Genomic DNA, 26,626 nt, shown 5'->3' on the forward strand with positions numbered 1-26,626 from the left:
GTCCCTAGAATTATTATTAGCCTAGTTATCTCTTAACGTTTATACTAAATAAAAGGAGAGGCTACTTAATGACAGAACAAAATAATGTTTTACCCCCAAAAACATGTACAGTTGAAAAGCTGGTTACAATTGAATCTGATATAGATAAAGTAATCGCTGGCAAAAAAACTGCAACACGCCGAAATGGTCGTTATGCAGACGTTGGTGAGGTCATGACGCTAAAAGGTCAAGCGTTTATTGTGCGAAATGTCTACGAACAAAAACTTGGAGAAATAACAGATGAATATGCAATGCAGGAAGGCTATCAAAATGCAGACGGATATAAGAACGCTATCTTATCCATACACCCCGGTATGAAATGGGAACCCGATATGAAAGTATGGGTTCATGAGTACGAGTCAGCAGAATAGCGGGACAGAGGGGACAGGTTTCACTGTCCCGCTTGGGCGGGACGATGAACCTGTCCCCTTTGTTCCTATTCAATCTTGTGCTTGAAGTTTGTTAGCTTTTCTAGTGTTTGGTTGGACAATCCCTGAAGCTGTTTCTTGTTGGGTGTTTCTTTTTTAGCCATTGTAATTAACGGATAGAGACTTTTCTCGATATTTGTGTAATCTTCCGGGTACTCTCTTTCTACTTTCTTTTCAATCCGGTCCCATTTATTTTCAATTTCTTCCCCCAATTTGTTAATTTCCCTGGTTTTGTACTCTTCAGATTCTGTAATCTTTTTTAATTCTTTTGTAGTGGTGATCACTTCGTTGGTACCTCTTAAAATATCTTCCTTATTACTTAGCTCATGCATTCCGCGCATATCAGAATGCTGTTCCGTGTTATTAAACCCGACTAATACTAATCCGATAATGGAAAATATCCCAATGTAAAGCAGAAATTTTTTCATCGTTTTGAGCCTCCTTGTTTTTTCTACCTTTCCCAAGATTTACTAGGTTATTCATTTATTTCTAGGTCTATTATGACAGTAAAATTAAGGGACGGATCCTCGTTCCGTTATTCACTATAAATTCCTCACTTTGGGCTTCGCTTAGGATCCTCATTCCGCTATTTATCATTTTAACCCTCATTTTAGGTTAATTTTGTACATTTAGCGGAACGAGGATCCGCTTCACCCCTGTTGGAGCAGCTTTTCTTGCTATTAGCGGAATGAGGATTCACGCTGCTTTCCTGCGTCTGATGTTCAATCGCTATCTAAACAAAAGGGTACAAACCCACGTGCGATTTGTACCCTCTAATTATATGCGATTTTATCGATCACCGGTTAAAGCTAGCGCTGTTCTAATCGCTTTATTCTCTCATCAATATCAGGGTGAGATGAGAAGAGTTTGATTAGACCGCTTTTTCCATTTATCTTCATTGTCTGAATTGCTGAATCGTCGGTGCGATCCTTAACACTAGCTCGGCCTACGTTATTTTTCAATGAACGCAACGCATGTGCCATTTTGTCACGACCAGCCAGATCTGCGCCTCCACGATCGGCATGATATTCCCGGTGACGTGAGTAGGCACTGACGACAATACTTCCAAGAATAGAGAATAAGATTTGGAAAATAATAATCGCCGCGAAACGGACGACAAATTGCATTTCTTCACGCACAAATCGTGACGCAATAATTGCTGCAATCCTTGAGAAAAAGACGACAAATGTGTTAACAATTCCCTGTAATAATGTCATGGTTACCATGTCGCCATTAGATACGTGGGCTACCTCATGAGCAATGACACCTTCAACTGCTTTATCGTCCAAGTTATTCAATAGACCAGCTGAAACAGCAACAAGCGACCGTTTCTTAGTAGGGCCTGTTGCAAATGCATTTACTTCACCAGACTGATAAATCCCAACCTCAGGCATATGGACTAATCCAGCTGCTCGAGAAAGTCGATGAACTTTTTCAACTACAGCTCGTTCAGGTGCTGATAATTGATCATTTGGATCCAGCACTTTAACTTTCATCATTTTCTTAGCAATCCAGCGTGATATTGCCAATGAAAAGAACGATCCTATGAAACCTACCAGCAAGCTGAATACCATTAATGATGTATAATTAATTCCTAAATAACCACTGCTATTTTCAAACGAACCGCTAATCCCTGTATAAGTTGTAATTAGCGACCAGGCAATTACAATCGTCGTTAAAACCAGAATGTTTGTTATTATGAAAAGTAATATTCGTTTACCCATACATTTCCCCCATTTTTAGAAAACTTGGCATTTACCGAGCTTTAATGTTGAGTGCCTTTTTTGCACTTATGCAGTACTTTTTTTACTGCTCAAGATATACGATTCCAGTGTACCATGATATCAGGATGATAGAGAAGTAAGTTGCTCTGTTAAAATTTTCTGTTGACAAATATTTGGAACGAAAAAAATAAATATTTTATCCAGAGTGACGGAGGGACAGGCTCTATGATGTCACAGCAACCTACCTTTAAAGGTGTGGTGCCGTACTACTTCCTGCAGAATGATGTTCTTCGATGCATGAACATTTTGGAACGGCCGACTTCAGGCGCTGTCCTAGTTGACGGTGTGAATTTGTTAACCTTACCTCCAAAAGCTTTGCGAACAGCAAGACAATCGATTGGGATGATTTTTCAGGGATTTTACTTAGTTGCTTCTAAAACGGTCTTTGAAAATGATGCGTTCGCATTAAAGGTTGCCGGAATTGATAAGGTAGCCTGAAAAGGTAGGGTAGTAGGAGATGGAGGTTGTCAAAAAATTATGTCAGCGATTTGCTGTGATGCAGAATGGGCGAATTATTGATGAACAGTTTAAAGGGTTTGGCAAACCGAAGTGGATGAAATAAAGTCTATTATCGAGTATCGAGTATCACGTAAGCGTGGTACTCGTTATTTTTGGCAGTTGTGGATTCTTACAGCATAAATGCAATGAATAGTGTCTATACATTGGTTAGTTTAAAAATAGGGTAGCAGGGGAAAATATTGTATCAGACTAAATAATGGAGTGATTTATGTGGGTAATATGACAGGAAAAACAATTGTTGTTACGGGTGCAAGCAGCGGCATTGGTGAAGCAACAGCCGAAAAGTTTGCTAATGAAGGTGCCAATGTTGTCCTTGCAGCACGTAGAGAAGAGCGATTAGAAGAAATCAAAAATAAAATCAGCTCTGATAATGGCAGCATTGCTATAAAGAAAACGGATGTTACATCTAGAGAACAAATGCAGGAACTTGCTGATTTTACCATAAAAGAATACGGTCAAATAGATGTTCTATTCAATAATGCAGGGTTAATGCCATTATCCTTTATGAAAAACCTGAAGGTAGATGAGTGGGACAGAATGGTAGATGTCAACATCAAGGGTGTGCTTTATGGTGTAGCAGCAGTACTTCCGCATATGCTGGAGAAAAACGCTGGCCATATTTTAACCACATCTTCTGTCGCCGGACATGAAGTCTTTCCAAGCAGTGCTGTGTATTCAGGTACTAAGTTCGCAGTTCGTATTATGATGGAGGGACTGGCAAAAGAAGTGGCGCAAAGCAACATTCGAACGACATCGATTTCTCCAGGTGCAGTTCAGACGGAGCTTACAGAAACGATCACGGATGAAGAAGTTCTTTCTAATTTCAAAAAAAGTGCTGGGTCAATGACGCCATTAAATAGTGAGGACATTGCTGAGGCTGTATTTTATGCCGTGAACCAGCCGGAAAATGTAGATGTAAATGAAGTGATTGTTCGCCCTAACAATCAAGGGTAAATAATAAATCTGGATTAGCTGTCAGCCTTTTAAGGGATGGCAGCTTCCTTAAAATATCTGCATGCATGTTACTATTTGGATAATATAAAGTTGATAATCAGGAAAGGATGACTCATATTGCAACAACAAATTAAACTTATAAATAGACCGTCAGGAACACCGACAAAAGACGATTTTGAATTTGCTGAAGTACCGATTGGAGAGCCTGCTGAGGGTGAAGTGCTTATACGCACGAATTACATATCGGTTGATCCTTATTTAAGAGGAAGAATGAATAATGTGAAGTCTTATGTCCCACCGTTTGAATTAGACTCCGTTATTACAAGTGCGGTGATTGGGCAGGTTGTGGAATCGAAGTCTTCACATTTTGAGAAAAGTGATGTTGTAACAGGGGCTTTGGGATGGCAGGAGTATTCAGTTGTGAAGGAATCTATGGTACGAAAAATTGATACGAATCTTGCCCCAGCGTCAGCTTATTTAAGCGTGTTAGGAATGACAGGTCTAACAGCTTATTTCGGGTTGCTTGATATTGCAGATCCTAAAGAAGGTGAAACGGTTGTTGTATCAGGAGCAGCTGGTGCTGTTGGTTCTGTTGTAGGTCAGATTGCAAAAATTAAAGGTGCCCATGTCGTTGGTATTGCTGGTTCAGATGAAAAAATAGCATACCTTAAAAATGAACTCAGATTTGATGCTGTGATTAATTATAAAACAGAAGACATTAAAACGGCATTAGCAAAAGCGTGTCCTAACGGAATTGATGTTTATTATGAAAATGTTGGCGGGGAAATCGGTGACGCCGTTCTTCCATTATTGAATAAATTTGCGCGTATTCCTGTTTGCGGGGCGATTTCTGCCTATAATAACAAGGAGGCCGATATAGGATTACGTGTTCAAAGCTATCTGATTAAATCAAGCGCATTAATGCAAGGTTTCACTGTCGGTGATTATGCTTCCCGTTTTAAAGAAGGATCTGAAGCATTAGCAGGATGGCTGCAGGCAGGAAAAATTCAGTACGAAGAAACAATCACAGAAGGATTCGAGAATACAATTGATGCATTTCTTGATTTATTTCAAGGTGCAAACGTAGGCAAAGCAATTGTAAAAGTATCCGATATAGAATAAGTCGAGGGGTGCGTTTCCGTTATGGAGCGCATCCTTTTCAGTTTTGGTTCGACATATAATGACAAAAACCGGGGAGTGACAGGCACGACGCTTTGGATTGAAATTTAGTTATATTGGGTAAAGCTAAATAGATTGTTTGATTGAGATGGAAGGGAGCTGAATAATGTGTCTAATACGATTAAATTAATTAAAAAGGAAGTTATTGCGAATGACACGATGCTATTTCACTGGGAAAAGCCTGAGGGAGTTGAGTTTAAGGCAGGACAATTTGGTGAGTTTAATTTAATCGAACCGAGTGAGACAGATGAAAAAGGAAACTCAAGAGATTTTTCATTTGTGTTCGCACCAGCTGAAAATAAATTAGCTATCGCTACAAGAATACGTGATTCTGCTTACAAGAAGGTATTAAAGGATTTACCGGAGAGAGCTGAGGTTGAATTCAATGGTCCATATGGCGATTTTTCCCTGCATAAAACGGAATCAACACCTGCCGTATTTATTATTGGAGGTATTGGCATCACTCCAGTACGTAGCATGATTGCCCAGGCAACCATTAATAATTCAGCGCATGACATGACGTTGCTGTATTCGAATAAGACACCTGATGACGCACCATTTTTGAATGATTTAGAAGCATTTGCAGAGGAAAATGATAACTTTACATTTGTTCCAGTAATGACTCGAGCTGACTCAAAGTGGAATGGAGAAAGTGGTCACATAGATGCTGATATGCTTAAAAAGTATATTTCAGATGTAAAAATGCCAATTTATTATTTGTCTGGTCCAGGCGGCATGGTATGGGATATGCGAGAGATGCTGCTTGAGACTGGGGTGAAAGATGATAATATCATTACTGAAGAATTTCCAGGATATTAAACGAGTAGTAAAAAGTTCTGTCCTTGTTGGTCAGAACTTTTTATTGTAATTTGTTCGCAATACTGAAAAAAGTGAAAGCAGCCTTAACCTTTGAACGTGGTGATAATCCAGGTTTTCTAATATAATGGAAACAGTTAAGAAAAGGAGAGGTGTGAGAAGTTATGCTTTCAAAGCAGTCAATTATTGGTGTTATTGGAACAGGCGTAATGGGGAAAAGTATGACGTTAAATCTGCAAAAGGCAGGGTATTCCATCAATCTCTATACCCGGACAAAGGAGAAAGCACAGGAACTATTGGACAATGGTGCTAACTGGAAAAATTCTGTTGCTCAGTTAGCTCAGACATCTGACGTTATAATTACTATGGTAGGTTATCCGTCAGACGTGGAAAGTATTTATTTTGGGGAAGACGGAATTATTGAAAATGCCAGGTCTGGTTCATATATTGTTGATATGACTACATCCAAACCAGCACTTGCCATTTACATCAGCCAACAAGCAGCGGAGAAAAATATCCATGTATTAGATGCGCCGGTATCTGGCGGTGATGTTGGTGCTAAAAATGGAACACTTGCTATAATGGCTGGCGGTGAACAGCATGTATTTAATGAAGTTTCCCCTATTTTTGATGTACTTGGAGAGAATATCATTTTACAAGGAAAAGCCGGTGCAGGGCAGCATACGAAATTAGTAAACCAAATTGCCATTGCATCGAATATGATTGGAGTTTGTGAGGCGATAGCCTATGCCAAAAAGTCAGGGCTTGATCCTTCCCGTGTTCTGGATAGCATTACAACCGGTGCAGCAGGCAGTTTTTCTTTATCAAAGCTAGCCCCACGGATGTTAGCAGGTGATTTCGAACCAGGATTTTATGTAAAGCATTTTATCAAAGATATGACCATCGCGCTGGAGTCGGCACAAGAAATGGGCCTCTCCACACCAGGGCTTTCCCTTTCACTGGAACTATACAAAGAACTTGCCGAAAAAGGAGAAAACGACAGCGGAACACAAGCATTAATAAAATTATTCCAATAACGAGATGCTTGTAACTGCCAAGACAATACATAATAAAGGCTGGTGAACTGATGAAAATAGAAGTAATTGTACAAAATGGACAGGAAGCAGTGCAGGCTGAGAAGCTTGGAGCAAATCGGCTAGAACTCGTTTCTGCTATGCAGGAGGGTGGTTTGACTCCGAGTTATGGAACAATCAAGCAAGTACTGGAGAGTGTTGCCATTCCTGTGCAGGTTATGGTCCGTCCACATAGCTATCATTTTAGTTATACAGATGAGGATTTGATGATTATTCGTGAAGATATCGACGTCATTCAAAAACTTGGCTGTAATCGCATTGTTTTTGGGGCTTTAAATCAGGACCTTACGATTAATACGACTATGCTGGAGGAACTTATCCGGCTTTATCCTAGGCTGGATATCACTTTTCACCGTGCATTTGACGAAGTGCCATTCCTGCAAACTGCATATGAAACGCTGGCTGAATACCAGCAGAATGTGAAGCGAATCCTAACGTCAGGTGGTAAAGCAAATGCTGAAGCAGGAAAACAACAGCTCCTGGAACTTGTAGAAAAGGGAAATGGGCCTGTCATCATGCCAGGTTCAGGACTTACCCCTGCAAATATCAAGGGAATTCATGAATTTGTTGGTGCTACTCAATATCATTTTGGGAAATCAGTGCGAATGGGTAACTCATTTAAAAATGGCTTTGATCCGGAGGTGATGAGGGAGGTTGAGGAGAAGTTAAAGGGTTAACATTGTTTTAGATGCCTGCCACTACTCAGTTTTTGGAAACTCTCCGCAGCTGGTTGAATTCTCCGTATTGGATGCATGAAAATTTCTATAAAATTAGGTCTCCCAACTACCTGCCAAGATTGTATGATAAGCTAATATTATTGGCTCGGGTTGTGGGGGCTTATTTATTTTTGTATTAGAATTTCAAAAACAAACATACATAACGAAGGGTGAACTACATAATGTCTGGCTTTAATGAGCAATTTTTGTATGCCGTAATAATCATAGCACTGGGTTATACACTAAAACGATTTAATATAATAAAGGAAAAGGATGGAGAAGGTTTAGCGAGAATAATATTCAATCTGACTCTTCCGGCATTAATTATTGTATCTTTTAGTGACATTAAGATTGAATCTTCCTTATTTCTTCTTATAGGTATAGCCTTTTGTTATGGACTACTTTCAGCTTTTGTATCTATTATTATATTTAAAAAGGAAAGCAGAGAAAATAAAGGTATGCTTGGAATGCTGGTGTGCCAGGCTTTAATATTGGTCTGTTTGCATATCCGCTCGTTGAAGGGATCTGGGGAAGAGAAGGTATTAAATATTTCGGGATGTTTGATGTTGGTAATGCATTTATCGTGTTTGGTCTACTATATCTAATTGGCAGCTATTATTCATCCGATAAGGCAGAGCTTAGTCTAGGTGTAATCATGAGGAAGTTGACGGGTTCAATCCCATTAATGACTTATATTACTGTTTGTGGATTGAATATAATAAGTGTTCAGCTTCCAGAAATGGTAATAAATGTTTCCGAGATAGTTTCCGTTGCAAACATGCCTTTATCATTTCTGTTACTAGGTATTTATTTAAATTTTAAGTTTGATAAACGTTACTATACACTCATTATGAAAGTTTTGACCATTAGGTACGTACTTGGCTTAACTGTCGGTATATCACTCTTTTATATATTACCTTATGATGATATGTTTAAATATACTGTCCTTATTGGTCTGATGTTGCCAGTATCAGTGTCGGTTTTGCCTTATTCTGTTGAATTTAACTATGACCAAAGGTTTATCGGAACTGTATCCAATTTGACGATCCTGATTACCTTCTTTTTATTATGGATTCTGATGAATATCATTAGTTGATTACTAGATTTCCATTAAACAACAATCTTCTTGTTATTTCCCGGGAAATGACAAATTGTCCGGTTTTTCGACATTTGAACACTTTTGTTGCCGAGAAAATTTCATGTATAATTAAGAAAAGATTACAACTATTCAAATAGGAGGAGTTTTTATGGCTAAAGTCCGTTGGGGAGTTTTAAGCACTGCAAACATCGCACAAAAAGCACTTATACCTGCTTTCTTGCGCTCTGGAAATGCTGAGGTGACTGCCATAGCTAGTGGGAGTGACATTAAGAAAGCTGAAACGATAGCGAAAAAGTTCGATATCCCGTATACATATGATGACTATGACAAACTATTGGATGATCCGAATATTGACGCTGTTTATATTCCGTTACCAAACCACCTGCATAAACAGTGGGTAATGGAGGCTGCTAAAAAGGGGAAGCACATTTTATGTGAAAAGCCAGCAGCAATTAATGCTGATGATGTTATGGAAATGAAAAAGGTTTGTGAGGAATATGGGGTTCTTTTCATGGAAGCATTTATGTATCATTTCCATTCACAGCACAATCGTGTGAAAGAGATAATTGATTCTGGTGAAATTGGTGAAGTGAAATTAATGCGTGCTGCTTTCTCGTTTTTCCTTGCCGGGAAAGAAAATAATATCCGCATGAGTAGTCAAAAGGGAGGCGGAAGTATTTATGATATCGGGTGTTATGGTATTCATTCGATTAGGAATATACTTCGAGCTGAACCGGATAGTGTTCATGTGCATGGTGTAGTTGACTCTAAGTATGGCGTGGAAACTGATGCAGTTGGATATATGACATTTCCAAATGGAGTACGAGCAATATTTGACTCTAGCTTTAATATGGCACACCGGAGTGAATATGAAGTGATTGGAACAGAAGGGCGTATTACAGTTCCAAGAGCATATCGTCCTGATAATAATGGTGGTGATGGGTTAGTGGTTGTTGAGAAGGCTGGTGTTCAACGAACTGAAACAGTAAATTGCGATCAATATCGGGGCCAGGTGGAGCATATATCACAGGCGATTATAGATGGAAAAAAAGAGTTGTATCATGATTTTGATAATACAATAAATAACATGCGTGTGATTGATGCTTGCTATGAATCAATCGAAAGAGGTTGTTTAATTAATTTATCATAAATTTATAACCCTAATTTGTCGCAGTTTTAACAAATTAGGGTTACCTATTACTTTTATGCTTCTAGTGCCTTTTTTTCGAAATTTACATTTAAAAATTTCTCTGCAGTTATAGCAGCAACTCCAAGTGCAGTAGAGTGGATGTTCAATTCCGAAAAATAAATATTTAAATCACTATGCTGATACCATAACGTATGGGTTTTCATTCTATTTTCCAAGGTTTTCTTAAGCCATTTTTCAGATGTTGCTATCCTATTACCGATAATGATCTGGTCTGGGTTAAAGATGTTTATAATATTGTTCACACCGATTCCCAAGTAATCCCCAATCTTTTCGAATAGCTTAATAGCATCCGGATTGTTGATCTCTGCTAGTTCGTTAACATCCTCGAGTGTTAGTTCATCATTTTCTTTTGGCTTTATTCCCAATTGTTTAGCTTCATTCAATAAGGCTTGTTCAGATGCGTATAATTCCCAGCATCCCTCATTACCACAACGGCATTTAAGTCCGTTAGCTTGGATTGTCATGTGCCCTAATTCACCTGAAAAACCTTTACTGCCTTTAAATAGTTTCCCGTTTAGGATTAGGCCTACTCCAATTCCAATGCCTGCACTAATATAGATTATATTATCTGCGTTTTCCCCTACGCCTACGCCAAATTTCTTTTCTCCGTATGCACCAGCATTTGCTTCGTTTTCAATCGTAACAGGTACATCATATTTTTCTTCTATTATTGTTTTTAAGTCTACATTTTTCCAGCCTAAATTTGGTGCTAATAATACCTCTCCGTTGGTACTTACCGTCCCTGGTACGCCTATACCAATTCCAACAATTCCATATGGACTTTCGGGTGTGGAATCGGATAAATAATCTATCACTTCAATTAGCCGTTTTTCTATTTCCTCATACGACAATTGGCTATAGTAAATTTTTTTTTCATCGCAAATGTTTCCTTGCAGATCGGTTAAAGTTCCAAGTAAATAATTAACACCTAAATCTATACCAATAGAGAACCCGGCAATTTGGTTGAAATGTAGCATGACAGGTCTTCTGCCACCACTTGATTGTCCTGGGCCTGACTCGGTAATCAGCTTTTCCTGAAGGAGTTCATTTACTAAAGACGAAACAGTTCCTTTATTAAGCCCAGTTTTATGAGCAACATCTGCACGTGAGCTCGGTGAGTTAACTTTAATTGTATGAAGCACTAATGATTTGTTTCCTTTTTTAACGACGAATTGATTCCATGTTTGATTTATTCCCATGATTACCGTGTTCTCCTTTTCCCTTGATATTAATTATATTACGCTTCCTTCACTTAGAACGTTTTTTATTAGTATAACACCATTCAAGCCAGTTATAAAAAGTGTAACCTTTATATTAACTATTATCGACAGCTAACTATTATTATAAACTTTGTTTATTCAGTAGACAAACGATGATTTATTTGCTATTCTATACACATGGAATTCAGAAAGCGTTTACAATAAACGAGGGGGTATAAATATGTTGAAGAAGAAATCAGTATTTTTGTTTGCTTTACTGGCTTTAGTTATGTTGGTGTTTGCAGCTTGTTCTGGAGATGAAGGCGGAGAAGAAGATAGCGGTAGTGATAAAGCTGAGGGTGCTGAAAAGACGATTGAGTTTATGCATTTATGGCCAGAAGGAAGTTCAAAAGACCACTACGAAATTGTAAATAAAATTGTAAGTCAGTACGAAGAGGATAACCCTGGTGTCAAAGTTGAATTGGAAATTTTAGGTAATGAACAATACAAGGAAAAACTGAAGGTGCTTTCTGCTTCAGGAGAACTACCGGATGTAGGGATGACATGGGCGGCAGGATTTTTAAAGCCTTATGTTGAAGGAGAAATGTTTGCCCCTTTAAATGATGTGCTAGACAGTGGATTACAGGAAAACTTTGTACCTGGAACAACTGAAGCATATGCAATCGATGGAAACACATATGGACTTCCATTGGAATTAAATATCGCACCTATTTTCTATAATAAGGCAATATTTGAAGAGAATGGTTTGGAAGTTCCGAAGACATATGAAGAATTCAAAAACGTTGTTGATACATTACGAAAGAATGATATTGCGCCTATTGCGTTAGGAAACAAGGATCGATGGACTGGTTCACTATGGTACATGTACCTTGCTGACCGTATTGGTGGTGCAGAAACTTTAACTAATGCAATTAATCGTTCCGGCTCGTTTGAAGATCCTGCTCTTGTAAAAGCAGCTGAAGAGATACAAAACCTAACAGATATGAATGCATTTAATGAAGGGTATAATGCCCTTGCTGACCAGGAGGCAAAAAGCCTGTTTATGAATGGGCAAGCGGCAATGTATTTAATCGGCTCATGGGATCTGCCTAATTACACTACAAACGAAGATGTCCCACAAGAGTTTAGAGATTCGGTTGGTTTCTTTAACTTCCCAACTGTTGATGGTCAAGGAAGTTTGAACAGCTGGGTTGGTGGACCAGGAGTGGGCTTATTTGTAGCAGAAAATTCTGAGGTTAAATCGGAATCTAAAGAATTTGCTTCTTACTTTGTTGAAAAATGGGGACAACAGGCTGTAACAGAGGCTGGCGTTATACCGGCAACTAAAGTGGATACAAGTTCTGTTGACCTTCCTGAAATGTATATTAATGTATTGGATGAATTAAGCGCAGCAGAGAATATTACGCTTTTCGCAGATGTTCAAATGGATCCTGATGTAGCACAGGTTCACCTGGACGCAATTCAATCATTATTTGGCGGGGAAATAACACCGGAGAAGTTTACCGAACTACAAGAAGAAGCGCTTGCTGAAGGGGAATAGAATATAAGTATAGGACAAAGCATTTAATTGTATGTTCACAGGCTGTCGATATAAAACTCGGCAGCCTTGTTTTTTGGCAGATAAGAAAGTATAAATATTTTCTTACTGCATAAGTGCAACTAAGGCTTTCACCATTAAGGCTAGGTGATAAGCCAAGTTTTCTAAGTGAATAAACAGGGTAACTGGTAATCTGCGATTCTATTACTGCTAGTTTACATATATACTGATTTTAACTAAACTGATATAAACTTTGTTTATCCACTAGACAAACAGATGATATTTTGATATTCTAAAATTGCACTTTAGTAAGTAAGGACAGTACTTATTAAAGTTTTTTTAAAAGCAAAAAAAGAAAACGGTTACAATGGAAATTGGTGAAATATATGAGGCTTACATCAAAGTTTTAGTGCCTTATATACAATCTTTTGGGGGTGAATGTTTTGAATAAGGTTATGTCTAACAAGCTAATGATTGCATTATATATCCTTCCTGCACTTCTTTTGATTGCAGTATTAATCTACATACCATTAATTCTTACAGGTTATTACGGCTTAATGGAGTGGGATGGCATTGGTGAGATGCAATTTATTGGTCTGGAAAATTATATTAATGCTGTACAAGATGAAAAGTTTTGGGAAAGTGCACTGCATTCCTTCTTACTGGCAGGCTTTTCTACACTGAGTTTAATAATTTACCTAGCAATATCTCTTATTTTGGCCTCGAAGATAAAAGGTGCTGGCCTTCTTAGGAAAATATACTTAATACCAATGCTTTTATCCTCTGTAGCTATTGCTCAACTATGGATAAAGATTTACAACCCAGCGAATGGCATTTTGAACAGTATTTTAGGATCAATAGGTATAGATAATCCCCCAGTTTGGCTGGGAAATCCTGATGTTGTACTGTATGCGATCTTTATACCTATCTTATGGCAGTATGCAGGTTTCTATATATTGATCTACTACGCTGCTCTTAAAAATATCCCTGATTCACTCATTGAGGCAGCCAAAATTGATGGAGCTTCTCCGATTCAGATAGCCTATAAAGTAAAATTGCCGCTTATCATGGGGGTTATAAAGGTAACAATTGTATTGGCTATTGTCGGGTCATTAAAATATTTTGATTTAATTTATGTTATGACTGGCGGAGGTCCGAGTGGAGCAAGTGAGGTTATGGCCTCTTATATGTATAAATTAGCATTTTCAGTTTCTGACTTTGGCTACGGAAGTGCAATCGGCTTCTTATTACTGATCATTACACTTATTGTTACTGTATTCATCCGGAAGTTAACAGCTACTGATGATGAAGTGCAGTACTAGAAGGAGGTTAAATACATGAATCGAGTCGGATATTTAATTCTTTATTTTTGTCTAGGAGTAGTAGCTGTCTTTCAAATTTTTCCATTGGTATGGCTAGTTCTATTTTCGTTAAAGGATACCAGGGAAATTTTTGGAGGATCTCCACTCGCCCTCCCGCAGGATCCTAAATGGGAGAACTATATTAAAGTTTGGCAAAGTGATATAGGAATCTATTTTTTCAATAGTGTTTGGTATACGGTAGTGGCCATTTTCCTGACTGTTTTATTGGCGAGTATGGCTACCTTTGCTATCACACGGATGCGATGGAAGCTCAGTTCGCTGGTCTTGGGGTTATTTATGGTCGGTTTGATGATACCAATTCATTCGGCCCTGATCCCGCTATTTAAAATGTTCCTGACTGTGAATTTAATTGATAACCCATTATCAATTATTATTACCTATACTGCTTATAATCTTCCAATAACGATGATGATACTGTTAGGTTTTTATTACACGTTGCCACGTGAAATTGAGGAAGCTGCAATTATCGATGGCTGCTCTATTAACCGACTGTTTTTCCGTATTATCATACCGATGACAATACCGGTAATGTCAACAACGGTCATCATAAACATGATTTACAATTGGAATGAATTTGTATTCGTGAATACCTTTATTAGCTCAGACAAGTATAAGACACTTACGGTCGGCATACAAAACTTTGTTGGGCAATATATGACTGACTGGGGTGCGATCGGAGCAACACTTGTTATTAGTATTGTACCGATTTTAATCGCATTTTTCTTCTTCAGTAACAAAATTGTTGAAGGGATCTCAGCGAGTGCAGTAAAAGGATAAATAAATATAGAGAGGTAGAGGTGGATTTAATGGCTATTATTCGAAATCCAATATTAACAGGGTTTAACCCGGATCCAAGTATTTGTCGTGCCGGAGAAGATTATTATATTGCTGTTTCTACATTTGAATGGTTCCCTGGAGTAGGAATTTATCACTCAAAGGATCTGAAGAATTGGCGGTTAATTTCAAGACCGCTTAACCGGCTGAGTCAGCTTAATATGATGGGTAACCCCGATTCAGGAGGCATATGGGCGCCAGCGCTTTCCTATAGTGATGGGAAATTCTGGCTTATTTATACGGATGTCAAAGTAACAGACGGGAATTGGAAAGACAGTCACAATTATCTCGTCACATGTGAGATGATTGATGGTGACTGGTCAGAGCCGATCCACTTAAACAGTTCAGGATTTGATCCATCTTTATTTCATGATGACGATGGAAAAAAATACCTAACAAATATGCTTTGGGATCATCGTTCAGGAAATCATAATTTCTATGGTATTGTGCTTCAGGAATATGATGCCAATGAACAAAAGCTTGTTGGAAAAGCAGAAGTTATTTTTAAAGGAACAGATATTAAACTAACTGAAGCGCCTCATTTATATAAAATAAATGGATATTACTACCTGTTAACTGCTGAAGGTGGTACAAAATTTGATCACCAAGCTACAATTGCACGTTCAAAGGATATAAGAGGGCCGTATCAAGTTCATCCTGATAATCCATTGATTACTTCTTGGTCATATCCAAGAAATAAATTGCAGAAATCAGGGCATGCTTCGATGGTTAAAACGCACACTGATGAGTGGTTTTTAGTTCATTTAACAGGAAGACCTTTGCCAAGAGAAGCGCAACCATTGCTGGATCCACGTGGATTCTGTCCGCTAGGCAGAGAAACGGCAATTCAGCGACTGGAATGGAAAAATGATTGGCCATATGTCGTTGGCGGGAATCAGCCATCCCTTGAAATTGAAGGTCCTGCTATAGAACAAGTTAAATGGAAAAAAGATTATCCTGAAAAAGATGACTTTAATTCCGTTACATTAAATCCTCATTTTCAGACATTACGTGTTCCATTAGGGGAAGAGATTGTCTCGCTAAACGACAACCCCGGTCATTTACGTTTATATGGAAAAGAATCATTATCATCAAAATTTACGCAAGCATATGTAGCTAGACGGTGGCAGCACTTTGAATTTACTGCAGAGACAAAAGTAGCATTCAATCCAGTTACTTTTCAGCAATCTGCAGGTTTAGTAAATTATTATAATACGCAAAACTGGACATCATTGCAGGTCTCTTGGCATGAGGAGAATGGTAGAATACTAGAGCTTATGACCTGTGATAACTTTACATTTGATCATCCGCTTAAAGGTAAAGAAATTGTTATCCCAGATGATATGAAATATGTGTACCTCCGAGTAAATGTACAGACAAACATTTACGAGTATTCTTATTCGTTTGACGGAGAAAATTGGACAGTTATCCCGATCCAGTTTCCATCCTACAAGTTGTCAGATGATTATATTCAAGGTGGAGGATTTTTTACAGGCGCATTTGTTGGCATGCAGTGCCAGGATACATCTGGCCGAAGCAAGCATGCTGATTTCGATTACTTTATTTACAAGGAAAAATAATCTGCAGGAAGAGAAAATTTCAGCTTAACTCTTGTAGGAGAGTCGCTGGTTTCTCTTTTCCTTATTTTGCGCGTTTTCCCTTTCTTTCAACTATTGAAAAAGCATTAAGACAAAGCCACATCGTTATAAATGCATAAGTGCTCGCACCGAATATAAAAGCCAATGCAGGCACTGCCTCTATAATAAAATAAATGGATATGAGGCTAATAATAATTAGTAAACTATGAATCGGGGAAATTAACATTACAAGAAAAGCATTTTTGATTACTTTCGGCAATTTTAAATCATAATGAACAAATGCCGGGAAGATGTAGAAAAAGAATAATAGAAACAGGAACATAAATATATACAAAGGTAAATACGCTAATCTTAGTAAATCGTTTACATTTACCTCTATAAATAAAAAGTCAATTCCTATAAGTATGACTAACCCGCTTATAAACAGACCAAGTAAATTACTTTTTATAAAATCCTTCTTATAAAAATTCCAGAATGATTTAAAAACTGGAATGTCTGCTTCGCCGTAAAGCCATTTTCTTATCACGGCGAACAAGGATACTGTAGCAGGGAAGATACCTAAAACTATACCACCAGTTAAGGTGAACACTATCCAGAGCAAATTTACGTAAGCAAATCTTGTGATCCATTCTAATACACTATAAATAAAGCCACTTGTACTATTCAAGGGGGAATCCTCCTTTTGGGATGTTCCATGTGGTCCATTATAAATTAATCATTTCTTCATGGGAAGAAGGTTAGCTATGTTTATTATAAACTTTGTTCATGTGATAGACAAACTAACTTTTGGTTGGTATACTTTTATGTAAGCAGTTACATTAACGTAAAACATACATACTGACGAAGTTTAAATTTAGACTGTTTGATGTATGCGATTTCAAACTCTTCATTTAAAACATTATAAATTATTGGGAGGTTATGATAATGACATTTTTTAAAGATATTGAGCAGATAAAATACGAAGGAGCGAATTCTACTAATCCATTCGCATTTAAGTTTTATAATCCAAAAGAAAAAATAGGAGATAAAACGGTAGAGGAATACCTTCGTTTTGGGGTTGCCTATTGGCATACATTTACAATGGATGGTTCCGATCCATTCGGTGCAGGTACGATGGTTCGGCCATGGGATAACTATAAAGGGATGGATTTAGCTAAAGCTAGATTAGAAGCTGCCTTTGAATTTTTTGAAAAACTGAATGTACCATATTTTTGTTTCCATGATGTAGATATTGCTCCTGAGGGAAGCAATCTTAGAGAAACGAATAAGAATCTGGATACAATTGTTGACCTGATGAAGGGCTATATGAAGGATAGTAAGACTAAATTACTTTGGAATACAGCGAATAATTTTACACACCCGCGTTTTATTCATGGAGCAGCTTCATCAAATAATGCAGATGTATTTGCATATTCGGCTGCAAAAGTTAAAAAAGGATTGGAAATAGGTAAAGAATTGGGAGCAGAAAATTATGTCTTCTGGGGTGGACGTGAAGGCTATGAAACGCTTCTTAACACAGATATGAAATTGGAAATGGATAACTTAGGAAGGTTTTTCCATATGGCTGTTGATTATGCAAAAGAGATAGGTTTTGATGCTCAATTTTTAATCGAGCCTAAGCCAAAAGAACCGACCACACATCAATATGATTTCGATGTAGCCAGTGGATTTGCCTTTTTACAAAATTACGGTCTTCAGGACCATTTTAAGTTTAATATTGAAGCAAATCATGCAACACTGGCCGGGCATACATTTGAACACGAACTTCATTATGCACGGATTAATAATATGTTAGGCTCAGTTGACGCGAACCAAGGGCATCCATTGTTAGGCTGGGATACAGATGAATTCCCGACAGATTTGCATGCTACAACATTAGCAATGTATGAAATTATTAAAAATGGCGGTCTCGGCCGTGGCGGCTTAAATTTTGATGCGAAAGTCAGAAGAGGCTCATTTGAAGCGGAGGATTTATTCCATGCTCATATAGCTGGAATGGATAGCTTCGCAGTCGGGTTAAAAGTAGCGCAAAAACTAATAGATGATAACGTTCTTGAGGATATTGTTGAAAACAGATATAGCAGCTATAAGGAAGGTATCGGTTTGGATGTTGTTGAAGGGAAAACTGATTTTCATAAGCTGGAGGATCATGCTTTAGGATTAACTGAAATCAACCATCAATCCGGACGTCTGGAACAAATTAAGGCGACGCTAAATCAATATTTACTAAAAGCTTATGCTGGGGAGTAATGCTATGAAATATGTAATCGGTATCGACTTAGGAACCAGCGCGGTGAAAATTTTATTGGTTAATAAAAATGGTGAAGTTGTACACGAAATTTCAAAAGAATACCCATTGATTCAGGAAAAAACAGGCTACAGTGAACAGGATCCTCATGTATGGGTAGAACAGACAATTGCAGGTCTATCTAGTCTGTTGGCGGATAACAATATCGACCCACAAGAAATTGAAGGGATTAGTTTTGCCGGACAAATGCACGGTTTGGTTTTGCTTGATGAAAATAATCAAGTATTACGCAACGCTATTCTCTGGAATGATACGCGTACGACTGAACAATGCCAGCAGATTTATAATACTGTCGGCGAAGAGAGACTGCTAGATATAGCGAAAAACCCTGCGTTGGAAGGATTCACATTACCAAAGCTGTTATGGGTAAAAGAACATGAACCAGAATTGTTTAAGAAGGCAAATAAATTCGTTTTACCAAAAGATTATTTACGCTATAGGCTGACAGGTCAACTGCACATGGAATTTTCTGATGCTGCAGGTACATTACTATTGGATATTGGTATGAAAGAATGGAGTACGGAGATCTGTGATTTAGTTGAGATTGATTCAAATCTTTGTCCGCCATTAGTGGAGTCACATACTGAAACAGGAAAAGTAAGTGCTGAGGTTGCTGGCATTACTGGATTATCGAATTCGACAAGCGTATTTGCGGGTGGTGCAGACAATGCCTGTGGTGCGATTGGTTCAGGAATTTTAGAGGATGGGAAAACGCTTTGCAGTATTGGCACCTCTGGTGTAGTCCTTTCCTATGAAGACAGTGATAACAAAGATTTTCAAGGCAAGGTTCATTACTTTAATCATGGATCGTCTAATGCATTTTATACAATGGGGGTTACCCTTTCAGCGGGGCATAGTCTCAGTTGGTTTAAAGATGTCTTTGCCAAGGATGAGTCATTTGTGGACTTAGTATCTGAAGTGGAAACTGTTCCTATTGGATCCAATGGTCTATTGTTTACACCTTATTTGACAGGAGAAAGAACTCCACATGCAGATGCAGTGATTCGGGCAAGTTTTATTGGCATGGATAGTTCGCATCAGCGAAAGGATTTTGTTCGAGCGGTTCTCGAGGGGATCACTTTTTCTTTAAATGAATCGATTAATATTTTCCGTAATAATGGAAAGACGATTGATTCAATTGTTTCAATTGGTGGTGGTGCAAAAAATGATGTCTGGTTACAAATGCAGGCTGATATTTTCGATGCCAGAGTCATTAAACTTTCAAGTGAGCAGGGTCCTGGAATGGGAGCGGCAATGTTAGCGGCATATGGCTCTGGATGGTTTGATTCTTTAAGCGATTGTGCGGCTGAATTTTTACAAGTAGATAAAGAATTTATTCCGGATAGGGATAATGTTGAAGTCTATAAGAAGTTATTCAATATCTATCAGAGAATATATGGACAGACGAAAAAGATAAATGAAGAACTTTTAGAATTTCGAAAATAAAATATACTCACTAAAAAAAGGCTATCTCAGAAGTGTTAAACGCTACTTGAGGTGGTCTTTTTAATGTATAAAGACTGTTTTCTAAAAGATTGTTTTTGACACAAAAGATATAAACTGCGAAGTAACATAGAAAAATTGCTTAGTGCTATGACACCGCTTCGGAAATACACTGCGCTTTCCGTGGGCGGCTGATGAGCCTTCTTGCTCCTACGTCGCTGCGTAGTCTCATCTAGGCCTCAGCTCCCACAGGAGTCTACGTGTATTTCCTACGCTGGTTTTTGCTCACTTTATCTAATTAATACTTATTGTGACATTGCTTCTTAGCCATGGGGAAAACTTCATTCTCTATATAAGATACCTCTTCCAGTTGAGGTTTTCTGATCAATGCGTAGTTATAAAATCTATGAGTTCGTTGAGTTATTCTAAGCTGCGGAAAAATGCGAGACTCCTATGGGAAAAGGAACAGTCTGAAGACCCCGCGTACTGAGCGTTTTTGCTCGTGAGGAGGCTGAAGCGTTCCCCATGGAAAGCGAGTATTTTTCCGCAGCGATGGTTTAGCACTCATCTTATAAAGAATGCAAGGAATTTACGATAAAGTTAGTTCGCATTTTATATCAACTGTGAGGGTTAAAGAGCGTCAAACGTTATCAAAAAGATCCTAATATAAAAAGTATAGGTTCAAGTTACTGAAGGGGGGTGTCTTTTTACAAATAAATGAAGATAAGTCGGCATTGTTGAAACGAAAAAATTACTAGAAAGGGGAATGTTTGATGTTAAAAGTTCTACGAGTAACAGCTGTTACAGGGTTAGCTTTGTCGTTATTATTACCTGCAGGGACAGGTGTAGCCAGTGCAGAAGAGGGATATGAATCTAAAAGTGCTTTAGAGGTAACGCCGCTTAAACAAAGATATGAAGACTCCTTTCCTATTGGCGCCGCTGTTGAACCGTATCAGCTGGAAGGAATTCATGGAGAGGTATTGAAGCGCCATTATAACAGCATTGTTGCCGAGAATGTGATGAAGCCTATCAATATTCAGCCTGAAGAAGGAAATTTTAACTTTGAAGAGGCAGATAAGATTGTTCAGTTCGCTAAAGAAAATGATATGGATTTGCGCTTTCACACGCTTGTTTGGCATAGTCAGGTACCGGAATGGTTTTTCCTGGATGAGGAAGGAAATCCAATGGTAGATGAAACAGATCCTGAACAGCGAGAACGAAATAAGGAAATTTTACTTGAACGTCTGGAAACGCACATTAAGACTATCGTAACGCGCTACAAAGATGAAGTGGATGCCTGGGATGTTGTCAATGAAACAATTGACCCTTATGCATCTAATGACAGAGGATTACGTGAATCCAAATGGTACCAGATTACTGGAACAGACTATATTAAGAAAGCTTTTGAGACAACAAGAAAATATGCCGCAGAAGATGCCAAATTATTTATTAATGATTATAATACCGAAGTAGAACCAAAAAGAAACTATCTGTATGATTTGGTTAAAGATCTACTGGACCAAGGGGTTCCGATTGATGGAGTAGGACATCAGGCGCACATTCAAATTGGGTGGCCTTCTATTGAAGATACAAGAGAATCTATCAATATGTTTGCTGGTTTAGGGTTGGACAATCACATTACTGAGTTAGATGTCAGCCTCTATGGATGGCCGCCAACACCTGCTTTCGCAGATTATGATGAGATTCTAGCGAGTGGACGTCTGCTCGATCAAGCAGAGCGCTACGATCAGTTATTTGAGCTTTATGAGGAATTAGGTGATAAAATCAGCAACGTTACTTTCTGGGGTATTGCCGATGACCATACATGGCTTGATGATCGGGCTGAAGATTACAATAATGGTGTTGGAAAGGACGCGCCATTTGTCTTTGACCCAGATTTCAATGTAAAACCAGCCTATTGGGCAATGATGGATTATAATTTAAATGAGATGCGAACTCTTATTGGTAATTTTGAACAAGAAGGAGAGTTTGAAAATTACGGTGCTGCTAGATCTTTACAAGCACAATTAGATTCGGTGATTCATTTCGATGGTCGGGAAAATACTGAAAAAGCAATTTTCCATATGGAGAAATTTATTCAAAAGCTTGAAAGTGAGAGAGGAAATGAAATGATTACTGCGAATGCTTATAATATTCTTAAACAAAATAGTGAGTATCTTGTTAGAAAATGGCAATAGCATTTTAGACTAAGAGTAGACATCATACGAGTTAGAGAGCATGTCACCATATTATCGTCTTGAGGTACATGGACAAAAACAGGGTATTTAGTAAATAAGAGGGACTTATATTAGAGGGCAAGCTACAAGCTTGTCCTTTTTGATGTGCTTTTTAATCTGGGTTCTTTATATAACGTTTATAAGATTAATAGAATTATTATGTTGATTGTACGTACAAATTATATTATTATTAAGGTATAGCTGTCATCTCATACGTACAAGATTGATTTTAAGTGAAGGGTGTGGAAAATATGTTGGAAAAATTAAAGCAATCAGTTCTTGATGCGAATTTAGCGCTTCCAAAGCATAACCTTGTTACTTTTACTTGGGGAAATGTAAGCGGTATCAACCGAGAGCGTGATTTAGTAGTGATAAAACCAAGTGGAGTTTCTTATGAAGAACTTTCACGTGACGATATGGTGGTCGTCGATTTAGAGGGAAAAAAAGTTGAGGGTGATTTGAATCCATCATCTGATACTCCTACCCATATTGTTCTATATAAAAATTTTAAAGAAATTGGCGGTGTTGTACATACACATGCACCATGGTCAACAAGCTGGGCGCAAGCTGGCAAGGATATTCCTGCTTTAGGAACCACCCATGCAGACTATTTCTATGGAACAATACCTTGTACAAGAGCAATGAAAGATATTGAAATCAATGGTTCGTATGAACATGAAACCGGAAATGTGATTGTGGAAACCTTTCAAGATATAAATCCGCTACAAATGCCAGGTGTGCTTGTTAATAGTCATGCGCCTTTTACATGGGGCAAGGATCCAAGCGAGGCGGTTTATAATGCTGTTGTGTTAGAAGAAGTGGCTAAAATGGCACTTCAAACGTATCAGTTAAATCCATCCATTTTCGATATGGATCAAGCATTGTTGGATAAACATTACTTAAGAAAGCATGGATCAAAAGCGTATTATGGACAAAAGAAATAAGGGGGGAAGGCAATATGGCAAAAAAATATACGATTGGAGTAGATTATGGAACGGAATCAGGCAGAGCAGTTCTTGTTTCATTAGATGACGGCAGGGAAGTGGCTGATCATGTAACACCCTATAGACATGGGGTTATTGATCAGAAACTACCTGAATCAGGCGTTGAGTTAGGCTATGAATGGGCTCTACAGCATCCACAAGATTATATAGAAGTATTAGGTAATTCTATTCCTGAAGTTTTACGCGGATCAAAAGTAGATGCCAGTGATGTTATTGGGATTGGGATTGATTTTACGGCATGTACAATGCTGCCTATTGATGAGCAGGGAGATCCGTTAAGCAATAATCTATCAATAAAAGATAACCCTCACAGTTGGGTGAAATTATGGAAACATCATGCAGCACAAGATGAAGCAACAAAATTAAATGAAATTGCTGAACAGCGTGGGGAGGATTTTTTACCGAGGTATGGTGGAAAAATATCTTCGGAGTGGATGATTGCAAAAATATGGCAAATTCTCAATGAAGCTCCAGAAATCTATGACAAAACAGATCAATTTGTGGAAGCAACGGACTGGGTAATTTCGAAGCTTACAAATAATTTGGTTCGTAACAGCTGTACGGCTGGTTATAAAGCAATATGGCATAAAAGAGAAAGTTATCCCAGTAAGGAATTTTTCAGATCATTGGATCCACGCTTGGAAAATCTAGCTGACACAAAGCTCCGTGGTGATGTTGTTTCATTAGGTACCAATGCTGGTGGCCTTACCGCAGAAATGGCGAAACTTACGGGGTTAATCGAAGGTACTGCTGTTGCTGTTGGGAATGTTGATGCCCATGCTGCAGTGCCGGCCATGGGTGTGGCTGAACCAGGTAAACTCGTGATGGCTATGGGTACTTCTATATGTCATATGCTTTTAGGTAAAGAGGAAAAGCATGTTGAAGGTATGTGTGGTGTCGTTGAAGACGGTATTATACCTGGTTTTTACGGCTATGAGGCAGGTCAATCAGCTGTTGGTGACATTTTTGCATGGTATGTGGATGAATCTGTACCTAATTATGTAAAGAAGGCGGCTGACGATGAAGGTGTTAATGTTCATCAATGGCTAGAAGAAAAGGCTGCCAATTTTAAACCTGGTGAAACGGGATTATTGGCACTTGATTGGTGGAATGGTAATCGCTCCGTACTTGTTGATACTGATCTTAGCGGTCTGTTACTGGGAATGACACTTCAAACGAAGCCTGAGGAAATATACCGTGCATTATTGGAGTCAACAGCATTTGGAACTCGAAAAATAGTTGATGCGTTTCATGAAAATGGAGTAGAGGTTAACGAGCTTTATGCTTGCGGAGGCTTACCGCAAAAGAACAAGCTTTTAATGCAGATTTATGCTGATGTTACAAATCGTGTTATTAAAATTGCGGATTCAAAACAAACACCAGCGTTAGGAGCGGCTATGTTTGGAGCAGTTGCAGCAGGTGAAGATAATGGAGGATATAGTTCTATATTAGCTGCGACAAGGAAAATGGCAAGAATTAAAGATGAAGTAATAAAGCCTATCCCTGAAAATGTAGCAATATATGAAAAACTGTATCAAGAGTATTCAAAGCTTCATACATATTTCGGTCGTGGTGAAAATGATGTTATGAAGCGTTTACGAGCTCTTAGAACTGCCTCTAAATAACTCATCAATTAAATAATATACCAGTCAAAAACAATATGGGAGGAAAACAAATGCTAACACTAAATCCTTATGAATTTTGGTTCGTAACGGGAAGCCAGCAACTATACGGTGGGGATGCGCTAAGGGAAGTGGAGGACCATTCCAAAATTATCACAGATAATTTAAACAAAAATGCTGATTTACCTTTTAAAATCGTGTTTAAAACAGTACTAACAAATTCAAATGATATCCGAAAATTAATGCTAGAGGCTAATAGTGATGAAAACTGTGCAGGATTAATTACGTGGATGCATACTTTCTCACCAGCTAAAATGTGGGTTGCAGGTCTAAAGGCTCTACAAAAACCGTTGCTGCATTTACATACACAGTTTAATCGTGATATTCCTTGGAAAGATATTGATATGGATTTTATGAACTTGAATCAGTCAGCACATGGAGATAGAGAGTTCGGTTTCATTGGAACTCGAATGAATATCTCACGAAAAGTAGTTGTCGGTCATTGGGGGAATGATGAAGTAATATCGAAAATTGGTAGTTGGATGCAAACTGCCGTAGCAGTGACGGAAGGCACTAATATTAGGGTTGCACGATTTGGTGATAACATGCGAAATGTTGCTGTAACCGATGGTGATAAAGTAGAGGCACAAATTATGTTTGGCTGGACAGTAGATTACTATGGAATTGGTGATCTGGTTGAAGAAATGCGGGGAATTTCTGATAAGCAAGTTGAAGGCTTATTCCAAGAGTATAGTGAGTTATATGTTTTGCCTGCTGAAGCATATAAGAGCGGTCCAGTAAAAGATTCTATTTTAGAGCAAGCTCGTATTGAATTAGGTTTAAAAGCATTTTTATCCAAGCGAAATTACAATGCTTTCACAACAAATTTCGAAGATTTACATGGAATGAAACAATTACCAGGACTTGCTGCACAACGCTTGATGGCAGAAGGGTATGGGTTTGCTGGTGAGGGTGATTGGAGAACAGCAGCTTTACTACGAATGATGAAGATTATTGCCGGAAACAAAGGCACATCCTTTATGGAGGATTATACGTACCACCTGGAACCCGGAAATGAAAAGGTACTTGGTTCACATATGCTTGAGATTTGTCCAACAGTTTCTGCAACTAAACCTAAAATTGTTGTAAATCCACTCGGTATTGGCGGGAAAGATGACCCGGCACGTCTCGTGTTTGACGGACAAGGGGGGAATGCAGTTAATGCCTCATTAATTGAACTGGGCGGACGATATCGACTTGTTGTGAATGAAGTGCAAGCAGAACAACCTAATCAAGAAACACCTAACTTACCTGTTGCAAAAGTACTTTGGAAGCCTGAACCATCTCTAAGTGAAGGAACAGAATCATGGATTTATGCTGGCGGAGCACATCATACTGTATTTTCATTAAATGTAACAACAGAACAATTATATGATTTTGCTGATATGACGAATATAGAATGTGTTGTTATTGATAAAGATACAGTTCCACGTAAACTTCGGAATGAATTAAAGTTGAGTGAGGCTGTTTGGCAGTAAGAATGAATAAGAGGAGGGGCTGTAGTTAATATATAGCCCTGCAGTCCTTTTAATATAGTTTGGAT

Annotated in this window: 22 protein-coding genes, 2 pseudogenes and 1 riboswitch; of the genes and pseudogenes, 20 read left to right on the forward strand and 4 right to left on the reverse strand. The window is 38.3% G+C overall.

The annotated features are described in order from the left end of the window. Window positions 1–68 precede the first annotated feature (68 nt). Window positions 69–410, forward strand: coding sequence for an ASCH domain-containing protein (locus tag ACE1TG_RS10580; protein WP_375052355.1), 342 nt, complete (start codon window positions 69–71; stop codon window positions 408–410). A gap of 65 nt (window positions 411–475) precedes the next feature. Here ACE1TG_RS10580 and ACE1TG_RS10585 read toward each other — a convergent pair whose 3' ends face one another. After that, window positions 476–895 (reverse strand): hypothetical protein, encoded by a 420-nt coding sequence (locus ACE1TG_RS10585; RefSeq protein WP_375052356.1) that lies wholly within the window; start codon window positions 893–895, stop codon window positions 476–478. Window positions 896–1,276: 381 nt separating this feature from the next. After that, on the reverse strand, window positions 1,277–2,191 hold the full coding sequence (htpX, locus tag ACE1TG_RS10590; RefSeq protein WP_375052357.1) for a protease HtpX: 915 nt from the start codon (window positions 2,189–2,191) through the stop codon (window positions 1,277–1,279). A gap of 193 nt (window positions 2,192–2,384) precedes the next feature. Further along, a riboswitch (SAM riboswitch) is annotated at window positions 2,385–2,481 on the forward strand. Here htpX and ACE1TG_RS10595 point away from each other — a divergent pair. The 9 genes and pseudogenes from ACE1TG_RS10595 to ACE1TG_RS10635 form a co-directional block, all read left to right on the forward strand. Further along, a pseudogene (locus ACE1TG_RS10595) lies at window positions 2,477–2,668 on the forward strand (methionine ABC transporter ATP-binding protein); the annotation flags it as partial. Its footprint overlaps the riboswitch before it by 5 nt. 321 nt (window positions 2,669–2,989) lie before the next feature. After that, window positions 2,990–3,724 carry an SDR family oxidoreductase gene (locus ACE1TG_RS10600; protein WP_375052455.1) on the forward strand — a complete coding sequence of 245 codons (735 nt, stop codon included), beginning with the start codon at window positions 2,990–2,992 and terminating at the stop codon, window positions 3,722–3,724. A gap of 117 nt (window positions 3,725–3,841) precedes the next feature. Further along, window positions 3,842–4,846: an NADP-dependent oxidoreductase gene (locus tag ACE1TG_RS10605; protein ID WP_375052358.1), complete on the forward strand. Its 1,005-nt coding sequence runs from the start codon at window positions 3,842–3,844 to the stop codon at window positions 4,844–4,846. 165 nt (window positions 4,847–5,011) lie between these two features. Continuing rightward, window positions 5,012–5,722, forward strand: coding sequence for an FAD-dependent oxidoreductase (locus ACE1TG_RS10610; protein ID WP_375052359.1), 711 nt, complete (start codon window positions 5,012–5,014; stop codon window positions 5,720–5,722). Between the two features lie 161 nt (window positions 5,723–5,883). Continuing rightward, window positions 5,884–6,756 carry an NAD(P)-dependent oxidoreductase gene (locus tag ACE1TG_RS10615; RefSeq protein ID WP_375052360.1) on the forward strand — a complete coding sequence of 291 codons (873 nt, stop codon included), beginning with the start codon at window positions 5,884–5,886 and terminating at the stop codon, window positions 6,754–6,756. A 50-nt stretch (window positions 6,757–6,806) separates the two neighbouring features. Next, complete coding sequence (locus ACE1TG_RS10620; protein WP_375052361.1) at window positions 6,807–7,490, forward strand: copper homeostasis protein CutC; 684 nt, start codon at window positions 6,807–6,809, stop codon at window positions 7,488–7,490. A gap of 221 nt (window positions 7,491–7,711) precedes the next feature. Further along, a pseudogene (locus ACE1TG_RS10625) lies at window positions 7,712–7,921 on the forward strand (AEC family transporter); the annotation flags it as partial. Window positions 7,922–8,004: 83 nt separating this feature from the next. Further along, on the forward strand, window positions 8,005–8,625 hold the full coding sequence (locus ACE1TG_RS10630; RefSeq protein WP_375052458.1) for an AEC family transporter: 621 nt from the start codon (window positions 8,005–8,007) through the stop codon (window positions 8,623–8,625). A gap of 151 nt (window positions 8,626–8,776) precedes the next feature. Continuing rightward, the gene (locus tag ACE1TG_RS10635) at window positions 8,777–9,778 is read left to right on the forward strand and encodes a Gfo/Idh/MocA family protein (protein WP_375052362.1); all 1,002 of its coding nucleotides are present in this window, start codon (window positions 8,777–8,779) and stop codon (window positions 9,776–9,778) included. 53 nt (window positions 9,779–9,831) lie between these two features. Here the strand turns inward: ACE1TG_RS10635 and ACE1TG_RS10640 are convergent, their stop codons facing one another. After that, entirely contained in the window at window positions 9,832–11,037 is a 1,206-nt protein-coding gene (locus ACE1TG_RS10640; protein ID WP_375052363.1) for an ROK family protein, read from the reverse strand. Between the two features lie 241 nt (window positions 11,038–11,278). Here ACE1TG_RS10640 and ACE1TG_RS10645 point away from each other — a divergent pair, with 241 nt between their 5' ends. The 4 genes from ACE1TG_RS10645 to ACE1TG_RS10660 all read left to right on the forward strand — a co-directional run bounded on the left by ACE1TG_RS10645 (window position 11,279) and on the right by ACE1TG_RS10660 (window position 16,391). Continuing rightward, complete coding sequence (locus tag ACE1TG_RS10645) at window positions 11,279–12,598, forward strand: extracellular solute-binding protein (protein WP_375052364.1); 1,320 nt, start codon at window positions 11,279–11,281, stop codon at window positions 12,596–12,598. A 440-nt stretch (window positions 12,599–13,038) separates the two neighbouring features. Beyond that, a complete protein-coding gene (locus tag ACE1TG_RS10650) occupies window positions 13,039–13,917 on the forward strand; it encodes a carbohydrate ABC transporter permease (protein WP_375052365.1) in 879 nt (292 codons plus the stop codon). 15 nt (window positions 13,918–13,932) lie between these two features. After that, window positions 13,933–14,754 carry a carbohydrate ABC transporter permease gene (locus ACE1TG_RS10655; RefSeq protein WP_375052366.1) on the forward strand — a complete coding sequence of 274 codons (822 nt, stop codon included), beginning with the start codon at window positions 13,933–13,935 and terminating at the stop codon, window positions 14,752–14,754. 29 nt (window positions 14,755–14,783) lie between these two features. Continuing rightward, window positions 14,784–16,391, forward strand: coding sequence for a glycoside hydrolase family 43 protein (locus ACE1TG_RS10660; protein WP_375052367.1), 1,608 nt, complete (start codon window positions 14,784–14,786; stop codon window positions 16,389–16,391). A gap of 61 nt (window positions 16,392–16,452) precedes the next feature. Here the strand turns inward: ACE1TG_RS10660 and ACE1TG_RS10665 are convergent, their stop codons facing one another. Then, the gene (locus ACE1TG_RS10665) at window positions 16,453–17,076 is read right to left on the reverse strand and encodes a YesL family protein (protein WP_375052368.1); all 624 of its coding nucleotides are present in this window, start codon (window positions 17,074–17,076) and stop codon (window positions 16,453–16,455) included. A 257-nt stretch (window positions 17,077–17,333) separates the two neighbouring features. On the opposite strand from ACE1TG_RS10665, the gene xylA reads away from it, so the two are divergent. From xylA to araA, 6 genes are all read left to right on the forward strand, one after another. Beyond that, window positions 17,334–18,659 carry a xylose isomerase gene (xylA, locus tag ACE1TG_RS10670; protein ID WP_375052369.1) on the forward strand — a complete coding sequence of 442 codons (1,326 nt, stop codon included), beginning with the start codon at window positions 17,334–17,336 and terminating at the stop codon, window positions 18,657–18,659. A 4-nt stretch (window positions 18,660–18,663) separates the two neighbouring features. Continuing rightward, a complete protein-coding gene (gene xylB, locus ACE1TG_RS10675) occupies window positions 18,664–20,163 on the forward strand; it encodes a xylulokinase (RefSeq protein WP_375052370.1) in 1,500 nt (499 codons plus the stop codon). Between the two features lie 770 nt (window positions 20,164–20,933). After that, entirely contained in the window at window positions 20,934–22,358 is a 1,425-nt protein-coding gene (locus ACE1TG_RS10680; protein ID WP_375052371.1) for an endo-1,4-beta-xylanase, read from the forward strand. A 290-nt stretch (window positions 22,359–22,648) separates the two neighbouring features. After that, on the forward strand, window positions 22,649–23,341 hold the full coding sequence (araD, locus tag ACE1TG_RS10685) for an L-ribulose-5-phosphate 4-epimerase (RefSeq protein WP_375052372.1): 693 nt from the start codon (window positions 22,649–22,651) through the stop codon (window positions 23,339–23,341). 14 nt (window positions 23,342–23,355) lie between these two features. After that, a complete protein-coding gene (locus ACE1TG_RS10690; RefSeq protein ID WP_375052373.1) occupies window positions 23,356–25,026 on the forward strand; it encodes a ribulokinase in 1,671 nt (556 codons plus the stop codon). A gap of 50 nt (window positions 25,027–25,076) precedes the next feature. Continuing rightward, complete coding sequence (gene araA / locus ACE1TG_RS10695; RefSeq protein ID WP_375052374.1) at window positions 25,077–26,561, forward strand: L-arabinose isomerase; 1,485 nt, start codon at window positions 25,077–25,079, stop codon at window positions 26,559–26,561. Window positions 26,562–26,626 lie beyond the last annotated feature (65 nt).

Origin of the sequence: Virgibacillus sp. JSM 102003 (assembly GCF_041949995.1) — a bacterium.
Classification (GTDB): Bacteria; Bacillota; Bacilli; order Bacillales; family Amphibacillaceae; genus Lentibacillus.

Excerpts from the sequence above, each read along its gene's own strand:
- ACE1TG_RS10680 (WP_375052371.1), top strand. The coding sequence starts at position 20,934 with ATGTTAAAAGTTCTACGAGTAACAGCTGTTACAGGGTTAGCTTTGTCG.
- araA (WP_375052374.1), top strand. The coding sequence starts at position 25,077 with ATGCTAACACTAAATCCTTATGAATTTTGGTTCGTAACGGGAAGCCAG.
- xylA (WP_375052369.1), top strand. The coding sequence starts at position 17,334 with ATGACATTTTTTAAAGATATTGAGCAGATAAAATACGAAGGAGCGAAT.
- araD (WP_375052372.1), top strand. The coding sequence starts at position 22,649 with ATGTTGGAAAAATTAAAGCAATCAGTTCTTGATGCGAATTTAGCGCTT.
- ACE1TG_RS10640 (WP_375052363.1), bottom strand. The coding sequence starts at position 11,037 with ATGGGAATAAATCAAACATGGAATCAATTCGTCGTTAAAAAAGGAAAC.
- ACE1TG_RS10600 (WP_375052455.1), top strand. The coding sequence starts at position 2,990 with ATGACAGGAAAAACAATTGTTGTTACGGGTGCAAGCAGCGGCATTGGT.
- htpX (WP_375052357.1), bottom strand. The coding sequence starts at position 2,191 with ATGGGTAAACGAATATTACTTTTCATAATAACAAACATTCTGGTTTTA.
- ACE1TG_RS10580 (WP_375052355.1), top strand. The coding sequence starts at position 69 with ATGACAGAACAAAATAATGTTTTACCCCCAAAAACATGTACAGTTGAA.
- ACE1TG_RS10615 (WP_375052360.1), top strand. The coding sequence starts at position 5,884 with ATGCTTTCAAAGCAGTCAATTATTGGTGTTATTGGAACAGGCGTAATG.
- ACE1TG_RS10585 (WP_375052356.1), bottom strand. The coding sequence starts at position 895 with ATGAAAAAATTTCTGCTTTACATTGGGATATTTTCCATTATCGGATTA.
- ACE1TG_RS10620 (WP_375052361.1), top strand. The coding sequence starts at position 6,807 with ATGAAAATAGAAGTAATTGTACAAAATGGACAGGAAGCAGTGCAGGCT.
- ACE1TG_RS10645 (WP_375052364.1), top strand. The coding sequence starts at position 11,279 with ATGTTGAAGAAGAAATCAGTATTTTTGTTTGCTTTACTGGCTTTAGTT.
- xylB (WP_375052370.1), top strand. The coding sequence starts at position 18,664 with ATGAAATATGTAATCGGTATCGACTTAGGAACCAGCGCGGTGAAAATT.
- ACE1TG_RS10635 (WP_375052362.1), top strand. The coding sequence starts at position 8,777 with ATGGCTAAAGTCCGTTGGGGAGTTTTAAGCACTGCAAACATCGCACAA.
- ACE1TG_RS10655 (WP_375052366.1), top strand. The coding sequence starts at position 13,933 with ATGAATCGAGTCGGATATTTAATTCTTTATTTTTGTCTAGGAGTAGTA.
- ACE1TG_RS10660 (WP_375052367.1), top strand. The coding sequence starts at position 14,784 with ATGGCTATTATTCGAAATCCAATATTAACAGGGTTTAACCCGGATCCA.
- ACE1TG_RS10690 (WP_375052373.1), top strand. The coding sequence starts at position 23,356 with ATGGCAAAAAAATATACGATTGGAGTAGATTATGGAACGGAATCAGGC.